We start from the raw sequence: 14,603 nt of genomic DNA on the forward strand, positions 1-14,603 counted from the left end.
GATTTTTTCATGCGGGCAGCCAGGACAGCCTATCCCCTGAAATGGCGGATCATGGATGCGCTGGAAAGCATTGCCGCCGCCATCTGGCCGGCTCGGTTAAGGCGCGCCACGCCCTATCTGATGCTGCTTCCGGCGGTGCTGCTGGTCGGACTGCTCGCGCTCGGACTCATCCAGATCGCGGACGCCAGCCTGCGCACGCTCGACACCACCACGTTCCAATTCTCGGACGACTATTCCATCACCAATTTCCGGCGGGCGCTGACAGAGCCACTGTTCCTCGTTGTCGCGCAGCGCAGCCTCATCGCCGCCCTGATCGTCACCACTGTGACACTCGTCTTCGCCTTTCCCTACGCCTATCTGATGGTGCGCACGCGTTCGCCAGGATTGCGCAAATTCCTGCTGATTGCGCTGTTTCTGCCCTTCTTCATCGGCCAGGTTGTGCGTGCCTATGGCTGGCTGATCATCTTAGGCAACCAGGGCATGGTGAACGAGGCACTCGGCCTTGTCGGGGTCGCCCCGATGCGGCTCATCTACAACTATCCCGCCGTGCTGTTCGGCCTCGTCCAGTACATGCTGCCGTTTGCCGTGCTGATGCTGGCGCCGGCACTCACCGCCATTCCCGAAGAGCTGGAGGCGGCCGCTGGATCGCTCGGCGCGAACTGGGTTCGCACGTTCATCCATGTCGTGTTGCCACTCGCTCGTCCGGGCTTCATCGGCGCCGGCGTGGTGGTGCTGACGCTTTCGCTCACCGATTTCGCAGTCCCCGCAATCCTTGGCGGCGGCTCGCAGGACTTTATCGCCAACGCCATCTACGACCAGTTCTTCCGAACGTCCGACCAGGGCCTTGGTGCGACGCTGGCGCTTATGCTGGTCGCGCTCGGGTCAATCCTCGTCGGCTTGGTGTTCGCGCTGTTCGGAGCCGGAACGCTTGCGATGGGGAGGTCACGGGCGTGAGCGGCTCGCGCAGCAAATCCGTTGTCTTGTGGACCCTGGTTACGATCGCCCTAGTGACGCTTTCGGCGCCGACGATCGTCGTGCTCGGCGCTTCCTTCACCGGCGGCAACATCATCACGTTTCCGCCGGACGGGCTGTCGCTGCGGTGGTATGCGCGCATTTCGCAGGCCTCCGACCTGCGCAACGCTTTCCTGCGCACGCTCCAAGTTGCGACGGTCTGTACGATCGTTGCGATTCCCGTGGGCACGCTGGCCGGCATCGCGCTGGCGAAATATGCGGTGCGTTTTGAGAAGACGATCCAGATCTATCTGCTGCTGCCCTTTACCATCCCGCTGATCGGATCGGGCATCGGCCTCATGCTGATTTTCGGCAACGCCGGCATTCTCGGCCAGCTCTGGCCGGTCGGCATCGCCTGCTGCGTCATCAACCTTCCCTTCATGATCTGGGCGGTGACGGCGAGTGCCACCGGGCTTGACCCGGACCTGGAACTGGCCGCCGCCAATTGCGGCGCGCCGCCGCTCCAGGTGTTCTTCTCCGTCACCCTGCCGGCGGTTATGCCGGGGGTGATCACCGGCTCGCTGCTGATGTTCATCCTTGCGCTCAACGAGTTCCTGGTCAGCCTGCTGCTCGTCGATGCCCGCATCGTGACGCTGCCGGTGCTGATCTACAACTCCATCCGCTCGATCATCACGCCGGATCTTGCCGCGATCTCCGTGGTCTTCATCGCCTGCTCGGCTGTCGCCGTCTTCCTGCTCGACAGGCTGGTCGGGCTCGACATCTTCCTGAAATCGAAATGAGGAATGCCGGCCCGCCGGGCCGAAAAGGAAATCCTATGCCAAACGTATCGTTCCACGACTTGAGCCAACTCGACGCCGCCGGTCGAGCGGCACTGATGCGGCGCTCAGAGACCGATCTCTCTGGCTTTATGGAGAAGGCCGCACCGATCATCGAGGCGGTCCGAACAGAAGGCGACGCCGCGCTCGTCCGCTTCGCCCGCGACTTGGACAAGGCAGATCTCGATGCGGCGCGGCTGAAGGTCAGCCCCGCCGAGTTCGATGCCGCCTTCGGCATGGTGGACGAGGACGTGGTCGCCGCCATTCGCTTCGGCATCGACAACATCCGGCATTTCCACGAAGAGCAGAAGCCGGAAGCGATGTGGCTTAAGGAAATGCGGCCCGGCGCCTATGCCGGGGACCGCTTCACGCCGATCCGCTCGGTGGCGCTCTATGTCCCGCGCGGCAAGGGGGCGTTCCCTTCGGTGACAATGATGACCGCAGTGCCCGCCGTCGTGGCGGGCGTCCCGGAGCTTGCTATCATGACGCCGCCAGCGGCCGATGGTTCGGTGGACGCAGCGACACTGGTTGCGGCGCGCCTCGCCGGCGTCGAAACGGTCTACAAATGCGGCGGCGCGCAGGCGGTCGCCGCGGTCGCCTACGGCACAGAGACGATCAGGCCCGCGCTCAAGATCGTCGGTCCAGGCAGCCCTTGGGTCGTTGCGGCCAAGCGGCTGCTTGCGGGAGTCATCGATCCAGGCCTTCCCGCCGGTCCGTCGGAAGCGATTATCCTCGCCGACGACAGCGTACATGGCGGACTGGCCGCGCTCGACCTCCTCATCGAGGCGGAGCACGGGCCGGACTCGTCGGCCTATCTGGTGACCCACAGCCGCCGCGTGGCGGAGGAGGCACTGGCGGCGCTGCCCGAGCACTGGGCGCGCATGACCGATCAGCGGGTAGCATTCTCCACCGCGGTGCTGACCGGTGCCTGTGGCGGCATCGTGCTGACTGCATCGATCGAGGAGAGCTACCGTTTCATCAATGACTACGCACCTGAGCATCTGGAGATCCTCTCCACCGATCCCTTTGCGCACCTTGGCCACATCACCGAAGCCGCCGAGATCCTGATGGGGCCGCACACGCCGGTTTCGATCGGCAATTTCGGGCTAGGCCCCAACGCCGTGCTGCCGACCAGCCGCTGGGCGCGTACCTGTGGACCGCTCTCGGTCACGGATTTCGTCAAGCGCTCTTCCATCGGCTACGTGACGGCGACGGCCTATCCGGAATTCGCGCGTCATGCCCGCACGCTTGCCCGCTATGAAGGCTTTTCCTCGCACGAACACGCCGTTTCCGATGTGCGCGACCGATATTTGGTGCGGTAGCGGATGATGAAGGCGGCTAGACTCCATGCGGCGGGCGACTTGCGGGTCGAGGATGTGCCGTCTCCCGGCGAACCAGGGCCTGGCTGGGTGCGGCTCAGGGTGACGGCCGCCGGCATCTGCGGCTCCGACCTCCACAATTTCCGCACCGGTCAGTGGATCAGCCGCGCGCCGAGCGTCGTTGGACATGAGTTCGCCGGCGAAGTGACTGCCGTGGGGGCCGGCGTGTCCCAGGTGGCCCTCGGAGACCGGGTCGTCGCCGATTCGCGTTTCTGGTGCGGCGAATGTCCTGCTTGCCGGGCCGGCCTGCATAATGTCTGTGCCACACTGGGCTTTGTAGGCGAGGTCTGCGACGGCGGCTTCGCGGAAGAGACGGAGCTGCCGGCGCGGCTGCTCCTGCGCCATGACCCCGCGCTCGATCCCGCAATCGCCGCCATGGCGGAGCCGCTGGCGGTCACCCTGCACGCAGTGCGGCGGCTGTCGGCGCCGGCCGGGGCGCCAGTGCTTATCGCCGGTTGCGGCCCGATCGGCGGGCTGGCGGCGCTGCTCCTGTCGCGGCGCAGCGAGAGACCGGTCCTCGTCGCCGACCGCAATGCGGCACGTGCGGATCTCGTGGCCGAGGTGAGCGGCGCGACCGTCGTCGACCTGGACATCCTGTCCCACGATCCCAACTTGCGCCATGCCATCGACGCGACGGGAAATGTGACGGTGATGGCGCGGCTGCTCGATCGTTTGGCCGGCGGCGGCACGCTGGCGCTGGTCGGCATTTCGCATGGCCGCCTCGACCTCGACCCCAACTTCCTGGTCGAGCGCGAGATCGCGCTTGTCGGCTGCCACGCCTTCGCCGACGAGCTTGCGCCGGCCGTAGCCATGCTTGGCGATCTCGCCCCCGCGTTGTCGCGTTTCGTGGCCGAGGAGATCGCGATCGGCGAAATTCCCGCCGCCTACCACCGCCTGATCGCAGGTGCGAGCGGCGGCCTGAAGACCATCGTCCGAATGGAGAGAGGGCGATGATCAAGCTTCCCGAAACTGCCGGACCGCTCTACGAAAAGGTCAAGGACTACGTGCTTGGCAACATCGGCAGCGGCAAATGGCCGAAGGACCGCAGGCTGCCTTCCGAAAACGAGCTGGTCAGCACGCTCGGCGTCTCGCGCATGACCGTGCACCGGGCGCTGAGGGAACTGACCTCGGAAGGCCACCTCCTGCGCATCCAGGGCGTAGGCACCTTCGTGGCGCCGCCGAAACCGCAATCTGCTCTCATCGAAATCAGGAACATCGCCGGCGAGATCGCCGCGCGCGGCGGACGCCACAGGGCCGAGGTCGTCGTGCTCGAGAAGATCCGCGACCCGGCGCTGGACCTCATTGTCGCCTTCGAGTTCATGCGCCGCAGGCCGGTCGCCCATTCGATCATCGTGCATTTCGAGGACGATGTGCCCGTCCAGCTTGAGGAACGCTTCGTCAATTCGGCGCTCGCACCGGACTACCACCGGCAAAATTTTGTTGCGACCACCACCTACGACTATCTGCAGCGGGCGACGCCGCTGACGGAAGTGGAGCACGTGATCTCGGCCGTCGCCGCCGACGAGGTGGCCGCCGGCCGCTTGATGATCCGGCCAGGCGACCCCTGCCTGCTCCTGCATCGGCGGACCTGGTCAGGCGCGGCGGTCGCCACCGTCAACAAGCTCACCTATGTCGGCAGCCGCTATTCGCTGGGCAGCCGCTACGCGCCCTCGCCCGCCTGAGCGGGGTCACGTAGCCAAACCGGGCGGGGCACCCTATCGGCCCAACGGCTGCTTTGATAGGGAATCAGTTCTGCCTGCGCCGGCGTTTTTCTTGTTGACGCCGACCAGATCAGGTTCGGGGTCAAGCCTGGCCGCCGGTCAAATTGCACCGGAGCGGCCAGACTGATTGGGAATGTCCGGGAAGCGGCCGACCGCTCAAACTAACCCGGGGACCACGAAAACCAGCCAGGCGATGACAGGGCCGATGATGGCGATAAGCGCGCTGTAGATCAGCAACGTCTTCAGCACGCTCTCGCGCTCTGCTTCCCGGGCATTGGCGACGACCAGCGCGCCGTTGGTCGAAAACGGACTGGTGTCAACGATGGTGGTGGAGATCGCGATCGCGGCAACCACACCTATGGCACTGATCTGTCCCTGCAGGAGGAAGGGCACGGCCAGTGGAATGATGGCTCCCAGCAATGCCGTGGACGAGGCGAATGCCGATACAATGGCGCCGGTGAAGCAGAGGAGGAGCGCAACCAGCAGCGGCATGCCCAGGCTTGAAATGCCGTGGGCGACGTAGTCGATCGTGCCGATCTTCTCCATGACGCCGACATAGGTGATGATGCCGGCGATCAGGAGCACCGTCGACCAGCTGACCTTGTCGATCGCTGCCTTTTGGGTCTTCGGCGAGAGGAGTGCGAGCGCGACCGCAACAGTGATCGCCACCAGGCCGACATTGAACTTGAAGACAAGTGCGCCGACCGCGAGCGCGGTTAGGCCGATTAATGTCGTCAACGTTTCCGTAGTCAGGCCGGAAAGCGCCGACACATTTTTTGTCTGCTCCTCAAAGACGTGATGGCTGATCGGAGTAGCCGGCGTGCCGCCGTGGCCGACGATTGACTGCGTCACGCCCTCGGGGTGGAGGTCAGGCAGCGGTCCCGACGCCATCGAATACTTACGCAGCACCTTCGAGCCGCCGAAGAGGAAGAATACGAGGACGGCGATGGCCAGGTTGAAGAAGAAGCTGGAGAGAAACAGTGATGTCGGCGCGAACGGCAACCCCGCCTTTTCGACGATCTGGTTGGTGATGCCGCCATAGACGCTGATCGGCGAAAAGCCGCCCGCCTGTGCACCGTGAATAACCATCAATCCCATCATGACCGGATTGATGCGGTACTGGAACGCAAAACCCAGCGCCACCGGGGCCAGGATGGCGACCGCCGCAGGTCCGAGCGCACCGAAGCCGGTGATGACGGCGGCGACCAGGAACATGACCCAGGGAATCCACGCCACATGTCCGCGCACCAGTTTGACCGCGCCCTCGACCAGCCAATCGATAGTACCGTTGATCTGGGCGATGGCGAACAGGTAGGTAATGCCGACCAGTGTCAGGAAGAGGTCGCTCGGGAAGCCAGCAAATATTTCCGCCGGCTTCATGGCCATGATGAGCGAGCCGACCAGAAAGGCGCATGCGAAGGCGAGTGCGCCCATATTGATCGGCTGGATGGTGGCGATCACGAACATGCCGACCAGCAGCGCGATCGACAGAATCTGGATGTTCATAGCTTCCTCCCTCGGGAAACGCCTTTAGGCGCCCGTTCTCATTTCCATCGGTTAGTAGATCAGCCTGCGTTGGTCTCGCTCCCAAGCACCAACGCAGGGTAGTCAGCGCCTCCTAGGAGGCGGGCATGTAAAGGTTGCTGAACCGGTCGCGCAGAAGATTCTTCTGCACCTTTCCCATGGTGTTGCGCGGAAGGTCCTCGGCGAAAATCACCCGTTTCGGCTGCTTGTAGCGCGCGAGGCGGTCGCGCAGCGCGTTGAGCACGGCCTTTTCGTCCATTGTGGCACCGGGCTTGAGCACCACGATGGCCGTCACCCCCTCCCCGAAATCCGGATGTGCAATGCCGATGACCGCACTCTCGGCGACACCGACGAGTTGATCGATCTCACCCTCGACTTCCTTCGGGTAGATATTATAGCCGCCGGAGATCACCAGGTCCTTGTCGCGGCCAACGATGTGGAGATAGCCCGCCTCATCGATCTTGCCGAGGTCGCCGCTGATGAAATAGCCGTCCTTGGTGAACTCCGCCGCAGTCTTTTCAGGCATCCGCCAATAACCTTTGAAAACGTTCGGGCCCTTGATCTCGATCATGCCGGTTTCGCCTGGTCCGAGCGTCTCGCCCGTGGCCGGATCGGTGACCCTCACCGACACGCACGGGAGTGGGAAACCTACTGTCCCTGCCCTTCGCTCGCCGTCATAGGGGTTTGAGGTGTTCATGTTGGTTTCGGTCATGCCGTAGCGTTCGAGAATGGCGTGACCGGTGCGCTGCTTGAATGCGGCGTGCGTTTCAGCGAGCAGCGGCGCCGAGCCGGAGATGAACAGCCGAATGTTGGCGACCGTCTCCCGGTTCAGGCCCTCATGCTGAAGCAACCGGACATAGAAGGTCGGCACGCCCATCATCAGCGTCGCCCGCGACATCAGAGGAAGGATTTCGCCAGGCTCGAACTTTGGCAGCAGAAACATCGAGGCGCCGGAAACCAGCGTGACATTGGTCGCCACGAAGAGCCCATGCGTGTGAAAAATCGGCAGCGCGTGGATCAGCCGGTCGGCTGCGGTCACGTGCCAGCATTCGCGCAGTGCTAATGCATTGGACAAAAGGTTGTCGTGCGTCAGCATTGCGCCCTTGGAACGGCCGGTGGTCCCAGATGTGTACAGGATCGCGGCGAGATCGTCAGGCGCGCGCGCCGCGTCGAGAAAATCGGCAGACTCGTCCCGGGCCAACTCCATGAGCGACCCGGCGCCGTCCGCATCGAGCGTTTCGACAATCGCGCCGTGGCCGTGCGCGATCCTTTCGACATCAGCTCGCGACTTCGAGGAGACGATGACGAGCCGCGGTTCGGCGTCACCGATAAAATAGTCGAGTTCAGCCAGCGTATAGGCGGTATTCAGCGGCAGATATATCGCCCCGCAGCGCACGCATGCGAGATAGAGCATCAGAGCCAGCGGGCTCTTGTCCACCTGGACCGCGACGCGGTCGCCTGGGCGAACGCCGAGCACATCAATTGCGCTGGCGATCTGTCCGGAGAGCCGCAGCGCATCTGCATAGGTCCAACGCTGACCATCAATAGTCTCGATGAAAATCGACTCGCCTGACTTGGCGGATGCTCGCATGGCGTCGAACAGGTGATTGCTCATTGAACTCCTCCCAATTTGCTTATTAGGTTTTCTGCATTTCGGTGCGGCGTCGACGAACCGGGGCGCCAATACTGGTGTCGGTCGAAGCGGTTGCCGCCAGTTTTCTCACCTCCGGCGAAGCAGCGATCTCGCCATGTTGCGCCAAGGCTTCGTGGTTCGCCTCGATGTCGTCCAACTTGTAAAAGTAGTTGACCATCAAGCCGTGGGACTGCCGCATCGCCTTGGCGGAGCGATCGGCGAGGAAGTTCAGCCGTTCAAGGCGAGCGCCGTTGCCCAAATGGAAACGCGCCACAGGATCGACCGGCCGTCTGCCGGTGGCACGTTCCTTGACGAAATAGCGTGCGGCGAGCGGGAGGAGCACAGCTTCAACGACCCGTGCCTTCTGCGGATTGTCCGCCCAGCTCGGATCGTCCAGCAGCTCGAGCGTCTTGGGGGCCTGATCATCGAGGCTCGGATCGGTCGCCTTGCGCAGTCTTGCTAGCCAGCCAGCGAAACCCGGAACCGGCGACAGCGTCACGAAGGTCTTCAAGCCCGGCAGGTCGCGGCGCAAATCCTCCACCACCTGCTTGATCAGAAAGTTCCCGAAAGAGATGCCGCGCAGTCCGTCCTGGCAGTTGGAGATCGAATAGAAGACAGCGGTGGTGGCGTCCTGGGCCGTGATCGGCGAACGGTTTACATCGAGCACATCAGCGATGGCAGAGGGAATCGCCTTGGTCAGCGCAACCTCAACGAAGATCAGCGGATCGTCTGCGAGACGCGGGTGGAAGAACGCAAAGCACCTGCGGTCGGCTGGAGCTAGCCTCCGCCGCAGTTCCTCCCAGCCGGCGATTTCATGCACAGCCTCGTATCTGATGATCTTCTCCAGGATGTCGGCTGGCGTCGACCAGTCGATCGGACGCAGGGTCAGAAAACCGCGGTTGAACCATGAGCCGAACAGGTGGGCGAAGTCGGCATCGACGGCGCGAAACGGCTCCGTCGCGTCCTTCATGGCTAATAGGCGCTCGCGCATCTCCACCAGTCTTGCCGTGCCTTTGGGGGCCAGGTTGAGTCTGCGCACCAGTTCCTGGCGACGCGGCTCGGCGGCCTGGTGCAGTTCGATGACGGCGTCCGAACTCCTGTCGCTGCGGTAGCGCTCGATGGCTTTGTCAAGCTTGGCGATGTCTGGGCCGAACTGTTCGTGCAGCATACGCACGAAGTCTTGCTGACCGACCGCGTCCAGTTGGGCCCAGCGCTGAAGGACCTCGGCGGCCAATGCCATGCCCGAGGCTTCGCCCCGGCTCGACAAAAGCATGTCGCAGAGCGTGTCGATATTCGTCTCGGCTTGGATCGGCTCGCTGCGCGCGCCTGCCGCAAGCAGCCTGCGGCCGCGATCGGTGATGCTTTGCACCATATCGCTAAAGAACGAGATACCTGCCATGTCGGAGTCCTCCTGGCAAAGTCGAAATCGGCGCAAAAGACCCTCCGCGCGCTCGCGGTGCTACTGCTCGGTTGAATCCGCCAATTGTGTGCGACTTGCCTATTGTGGTATCGTTATTAAATGCGATTGTGCGCAAAGTCAACTATCTTGCATACAAGAATGCGCGTAATGCATTTTGGAGTCCGAAAATGTCAGGGAATGTTGTTCAACGCCTACGTGACGAGATCGAAAACGGCATCATCTCGAACGACTTCGCCCCCGGTGCACGACTAGACGAGGTGCAATTGGCAACGCGCTTCGGCGTGTCGAGAACGCCGGTGCGCGAGGCGCTGATGCAGTTGAACGCGATCGGGCTGGTGGAGATCCGGCCGCGCCGGGGTGCCGTGGTGATCGATCCGGGACCGCACCGCGTTTTCGAAATGTTCGAGGTGATGGCGGAACTTGAAGGTTTGGCCGGTTCGCTGGCCGCGCGACGGTTCACCGATGCCGATCGCACAACCATCCTGGCCGCGCATGCAGATTGCGAGCGTTCGTCCTCGGCCGGCGACAGCGACCTCTACTATTACGATAACGAACGTTTTCACAAGGCTATCTATGCTGCCAGCCACAGCGGTTTCCTGGCCGAGCAGTGCGTCGCACTGCATCGCCGTCTGCAACCCTACAGGCGTCTCCAGCTTCGCGTGCGCAACCGCGTTGCCACCTCGTTCGCCGAGCATGGCGCGATCGTGGAAGCAATCCTAGCCGGCGACGCGGAGCGGGCGCGCACGCTCCTGCGCCAGCATGTCAGCATCCAGGGCGAGCGTTTCAGCGATCTTGTAGCGACGATGGCGAGCAGATAGTGGATCGCCCAGTGGTTCCCGAATACAATGTTACGCGACTTTTGGCGAACAAACATCGATCATTCCTATAGCGGCTTCCCTCACATGCTGCGGATTCGCGTTTCGTGATAGGCTCAGTTGCGCCATGTGTGGACGTCAGCCGGACCCGGTGAAGCACCATGATGCTCTGCTGCTCATCGCTCCTTGATCTCGACGACCGCATCGTCGGCCGGGTGATCGCCTCGGCATCGGCAGCATCGTTCTTCTGGCGCTTCACGTACGGCTTGACATAGCTCGGCGGCATCAGGCGGGCATCATGGACGGTCAATTCGCGGCTCCACGACCATCAGGTCATAGTCATAGTCGGCCTTGCCCTTGATGCGCTCCGGCGGTGACGGCATATCCCATTTCAGCATTGCGAGTTCGCGCTCGCCAAAAACGCGTGCCCGAACGATCTTGAGGGACCGCAGCACAAGCGGTTGCGCGAGCCGCAGACGCGCCTACGGTTGTCCGGCCTTGCCTATCCGCTCCCACACCTTGCCGTTCGACTGTGACTGGCGTGCAAAGTAACGGTAGGACGTTCGCGACCAGTCCCTGATCGCCGACGTTTTGTTGTCGAGCACCAGATCACCCTGGCTGGTGCGCACTGTCAGAACGGTGTGGCCTTCTTTCCCGCTGCGCGCCACAGTCAGCAGCAGGACAGAAGCCGGCCAGCCGAGCTTGAGTAGCTCGCTTTTCTTGAGGATGGCGAAGTCCTCGCAATCGCCCTGGTCTTTCGGCAAGTCCCACTCGTCGGCCTTGCCCGTGGTGCTGACATCGCTTCGTTCAGCAATGCGGTGGTTGACTGCGGCGTTGACTCTTGCGAGCTCCGCCTTGCGAGGTCCCGTCAAGTCCACAACTTTGGTCTTGCCTCTGGTGTCGCAAAGCGTTTTTTCCTTAGCGCAGAAGGTTTTGAAGGCAGGGGGCGCAAACGCATAGCCCTGCGTCTGCATGGTAGTGCCAGCGCCGGAAGCCTGGGTGCAGGCCGAGAGCAGGACAGCGCATGTGTGCAGCGTCAGAATTCGCATCATAAACGAGGGGCCTCTGTGGTCGCCTCGCAATAGTCGACGCTGAACCTAAAGCAATCCCTCGCGACGCCTTAGCGTCCCGTTTTTGGTTAACAAATTGTAACGGTGACGGGAACATTTGAAACAGTATTCGCGTTTTAGTAGCAATTAATATAATGGAGAGCTAATATGTGTACGCTAGAGTCACTACTCAACAGCACCGGTATAGTGTTGATATCAGCCACCTTTTTTGGAGTGGCAGCGACCGTTCCAGCACGAGTCCAAGAGATCGAGCGGCCCGTACTCACGGCTCAGCAATGCAACCCTCTGACGAACGCTAACTATGAGCTTTGCTGCGTGGCGCTGAACCGGACTGACATTCTCACGGCGGCGCAAATCGACCAATGTCCGCCGATGACCACTGCGCAAATCCAAAGTGTCTTGGCTCCCGACGACAGCGGCGGCGATAATGGCGGCGGTGGCGACAATGGCGATGGTGGCGATGGCGGCGATAATGGCGATGGGGGCGATGATGGCGGCGATGGCGGCGGCGGCGGCGGCGATGATGGCGATGATGGCGATGACGGCGATGACGGCGATGACGGCGATGACGGCGATGACGGCGATGACGGCGATGACGACGGAAACGGCAACTCCGGCCACGTCAACTCAGGTCCAGGCAATGGCGGTGAAGGTGCTGCCGGCGAGCTAGGCGATCGGGATCCCGGCAGGTCTGGGGAGCATAACAGTGCGCCCGACACGCCCGGCGACAGATGAAGAACCAAAGTCGCGCCGGCTCATTGTGGCTGGCGCGACGTTCGGCCAGAAGGAAAGCCCGGCGCATGCGCGGAGGGCAATGAGGACGGTGGGTGCGCGATCGTGGAAGCAATCCTCGCCGGCGACGCGGGCGCGCACGCTCCTGCGCCAGCATGTCAGCATCCAGGGCGACGTTTCAGCGATCTTGTAGCGACGCTGCGAGCAGATAGTCGTCCGGTTTGGCTTGGGCAGGTACCACCGTACAGTCGGTGCGCTGGCGATCGGCGCAGGTATCAGTTGGGCCGTAGTCGTTGATGGCAGAGTCCGTCACGGAGCACATGGGGAGCCGGCCTGCGCTAAGAGCGCACCACCAGAGGCACCAGACCTTCATGGCGATGGTCGAGATAGCACACAACGCGGTCGCCAATGCGCTCGAAGATGAGATCGACTTTCGCCTCGCCGATGGCCAGATGGCGGATAACAATGTTGTCGATACCGATCGGCAGCCGCGGGCGTTCCACAGTGATCTCGCGCTTCCAGCCGTCGACCCGGATACCCAGGCAGGCCTGCAGCATCATGAACGCGGAGCCTGCCGACCATGCTTGCGGCAGACATGCGACCGGGTAGGCCACCGGTGAATCGCTGGCCGCGCGCGTAAAGCCGCAGAACAGCTCCGGCAGGCGCATGTTGAAACGGACCGCCGCCTCGAACATACCGCTCATCAGCTTCACGACGCTGTCGCGCTCGTGATAGCGGGCGAGCCCGGAGGCGCAGAGTGCAGTGTCGTGCGGCCAGATCGACCCATTATGATAGGACATCGGGTTAAATGGGACCTCGTCGTCGGCCAGTGTGCGAACGCCCCAACCGCTATGGAGATGACCAGAGAGCAGCTGGGTGGCAAGGGCCTGCGCCCGTTCCGCTGAAGGCAGCCCGACATAGAGCAGGTGACCGGCATTGGACGCGCGAACCGCGCATTGCTTGCCTTCTCCGTCGATTGCCAAAGCATAGAAATCTCGGTCCGGCATCCAGAAATGCGTTTCCACCGCCTCACGGATCCTCTCTGCCAGGGCGCTCCAGTGCGCCGCCTTTGCATCGTCGCCGCGTCTGGCGGCCAGCGCGGCCATACCTTGATATGCGGCGAAGACATAACCTTGCACCTCGACCAATGCGATCGGCCCTTTGGGGATCGTGCCGTCGGCATGGAAGATGGCATCGGCGCTGTCCTTCCAGCCTTGGTTGAACAGACCCGTGTCGGCCGCCCTTTTGTAGGTTACAAAGCCTTCCCCGTTGCGGGTTCCGACCTCCTCCATCCACGCAGTGGCAGCGCCCAGCGAGTTCCACATGCGATCGACGAATGCCTCGTCTCCGGTGCGATCGGCGTAGGACGAAGCCAGATAGACATAGAGTGGCGTGGTGTCGACGCCGCCATAGTAGCGGCCGAACGGCAGCTCGCGCAGCACGGCCATTTCGCCCTTCCGGGTTTCATGCATGATTTTGCCAGGTTCGGCATCGTCGAACACAGAGATCTCGGTCGACTGATAGTGGGCAAGGAAGGCCAGCACCCCGCGAGCAAGGTCCGGATTGAGCCAGAGCATCTGTAAGGCGGAAATGACGCCATCGCGGCCGAAAGCCGTCGAAAACCAGGGGATGCCGGCATACGGGTATGGCCCGGTTTCCAGATCGGTCGTCAGCAGCGCGATGTCGGCGCGCGTGCGTGTCAGCCAGTCGTTGAACACGCGGCCGGAGCTGAAGACGGTGGCGCCCTGCCGGCGCTTTGAGCGCATGGCAAAGCGGGCTCGCGCAGCGGCCGCGCGAAAGCGGTCGCTGGAGGGGGTCTCTTCGCTGTGGCCGACCTCCAGGTACAATGCTCTGCTGTCACGCCTTGCCACGAGAATAAGGAAGTCGGCGTGGTTGGGGTGCACCTGATCGGGCTTGATCGAGAATGCGATGACCGATTGACGAGCCACATTGTCGAGGCCTTCATATCGGAACGTTACGCTCGCCTCGCCGACCAGCGCGTCATGCGCGCGGCCGCGGCGGCTACGCGTAGTGCCGCGCACCTCGAACATGTCACGGAAATCGGCGTCGAAGTCGAGCCGAACCGGCAGATCCACCTCGCGCGCGGAATAGTTGGTGAAGGTGATGCGTTCGAACATGCGGTCCTGCCAGATGAACCGCGTCCGGTCGATATGGACGACGCCCGGCAATGCTTCGCTGCCATTCGGCCCGATAGTGGCCAGGTTGGTGAGATTGGCGGTGAACAGGATGTTGTCCTGCGACAGCGAGGCGCCGAGCAGCGACGGCATCCTGCCGCCGATGAACAGGCGGAAGCGCGACAGTACACGCGTGTCGTCGCGGAAAAGCCCGTCGCCGGTGCCGCGTATGTCGCCGTAGCTGTCTGCGACGACGAAGCAATCCTCGTGTTTCAGCGCAAATTGCCGATGCGGCTCGCGCGGTGCCGTTTCGTCGATTGCCGGGAGCGCTACGGCTGGATCAATCTTGCGGTCTTCGAGTTGAGTGGTCATGGTCAACCCCTCCCG

The 14,603-nt window shown here is 62.7% G+C and carries 13 protein-coding genes and 1 pseudogene; 6 read left to right on the plus strand and 8 right to left on the minus strand.

Annotation, left to right across the window (positions count from 1 at the left end; all coding sequences use genetic code 11):
• Window positions 1-9: 9 nt before the first annotated feature.
• The 5 genes from AC0NIE_RS28420 to hutC are packed head-to-tail and all read left to right on the plus strand — an operon-like array spanning window position 10 to window position 4,848.
• Complete coding sequence (locus AC0NIE_RS28420; protein ID WP_473484800.1) at window positions 10-954, plus strand: ABC transporter permease; 945 nt, start codon at window positions 10-12, stop codon at window positions 952-954.
• Complete coding sequence (locus AC0NIE_RS28425) at window positions 951-1,751, plus strand: ABC transporter permease (RefSeq protein WP_287217312.1); 801 nt, start codon at window positions 951-953, stop codon at window positions 1,749-1,751. The genes AC0NIE_RS28420 and AC0NIE_RS28425 overlap by 4 nt, the downstream gene beginning before the upstream one ends.
• A 35-nt stretch (window positions 1,752-1,786) precedes the next feature.
• The gene (gene hisD, locus AC0NIE_RS28430) at window positions 1,787-3,109 is read left to right on the plus strand and encodes a histidinol dehydrogenase (protein ID WP_473484798.1); all 1,323 of its coding nucleotides are present in this window, start codon (window positions 1,787-1,789) and stop codon (window positions 3,107-3,109) included.
• 6 nt (window positions 3,110-3,115) lie between these two features.
• On the plus strand, window positions 3,116-4,120 hold the full coding sequence (locus AC0NIE_RS28435; protein ID WP_473485134.1) for a zinc-dependent alcohol dehydrogenase: 1,005 nt from the start codon (window positions 3,116-3,118) through the stop codon (window positions 4,118-4,120).
• Entirely contained in the window at window positions 4,117-4,848 is a 732-nt protein-coding gene (gene hutC, locus AC0NIE_RS28440; RefSeq protein ID WP_123147222.1) for a histidine utilization repressor, read from the plus strand. The genes AC0NIE_RS28435 and hutC overlap by 4 nt, the downstream gene beginning before the upstream one ends.
• A 195-nt stretch (window positions 4,849-5,043) precedes the next feature.
• Here hutC and AC0NIE_RS28445 read toward each other — a convergent pair whose 3' ends face one another.
• The 3 genes from AC0NIE_RS28445 to AC0NIE_RS28455 all read right to left on the minus strand — a co-directional run bounded on the left by AC0NIE_RS28445 (window position 5,044) and on the right by AC0NIE_RS28455 (window position 9,443).
• Window positions 5,044-6,393 (minus strand): SLC13 family permease, encoded by a 1,350-nt coding sequence (locus tag AC0NIE_RS28445; protein WP_473484796.1) that lies wholly within the window; start codon window positions 6,391-6,393, stop codon window positions 5,044-5,046.
• Window positions 6,394-6,505: 112 nt separating this feature from the next.
• Entirely contained in the window at window positions 6,506-8,026 is a 1,521-nt protein-coding gene (locus AC0NIE_RS28450; RefSeq protein WP_473484794.1) for a malonate--CoA ligase, read from the minus strand.
• A gap of 22 nt (window positions 8,027-8,048) precedes the next feature.
• A complete protein-coding gene (locus AC0NIE_RS28455) occupies window positions 8,049-9,443 on the minus strand; it encodes a malonyl-CoA decarboxylase (protein ID WP_473484792.1) in 1,395 nt (464 codons plus the stop codon).
• A 188-nt stretch (window positions 9,444-9,631) separates the two neighbouring features.
• On the opposite strand from AC0NIE_RS28455, the gene AC0NIE_RS28460 reads away from it, so the two are divergent.
• A complete protein-coding gene (locus AC0NIE_RS28460) occupies window positions 9,632-10,282 on the plus strand; it encodes a GntR family transcriptional regulator (RefSeq protein ID WP_473485133.1) in 651 nt (216 codons plus the stop codon).
• 139 nt (window positions 10,283-10,421) lie between these two features.
• Here the strand turns inward: AC0NIE_RS28460 and AC0NIE_RS28465 are convergent.
• The 5 genes and pseudogenes from AC0NIE_RS28465 to AC0NIE_RS28485 all read right to left on the minus strand — a co-directional run.
• Window positions 10,422-10,601, minus strand: a pseudogene (locus AC0NIE_RS28465) (IS110 family transposase); the annotation flags it as partial.
• Window positions 10,576-10,734 (minus strand): hypothetical protein, encoded by a 159-nt coding sequence (locus AC0NIE_RS28470; RefSeq protein ID WP_473484790.1) that lies wholly within the window; start codon window positions 10,732-10,734, stop codon window positions 10,576-10,578. The gene AC0NIE_RS28470 and the pseudogene AC0NIE_RS28465, both read right to left, overlap by 26 nt.
• A 27-nt stretch (window positions 10,735-10,761) precedes the next feature.
• Window positions 10,762-11,328, minus strand: a complete 567-nt coding sequence (locus AC0NIE_RS28475) for a transglutaminase-like cysteine peptidase (RefSeq protein WP_473485132.1) — start codon at window positions 11,326-11,328, stop codon at window positions 10,762-10,764.
• Between the two features lie 216 nt (window positions 11,329-11,544).
• On the minus strand, window positions 11,545-11,970 hold the full coding sequence (locus AC0NIE_RS28480; RefSeq protein WP_473484788.1) for a hypothetical protein: 426 nt from the start codon (window positions 11,968-11,970) through the stop codon (window positions 11,545-11,547).
• A 449-nt stretch (window positions 11,971-12,419) separates the two neighbouring features.
• Entirely contained in the window at window positions 12,420-14,588 is a 2,169-nt protein-coding gene (locus AC0NIE_RS28485; RefSeq protein ID WP_473484786.1) for an amylo-alpha-1,6-glucosidase, read from the minus strand.
• Between the last annotated feature and the right edge of the window lie 15 nt (window positions 14,589-14,603).

The organism is Mesorhizobium sp. WSM4842 (assembly GCF_055901575.1).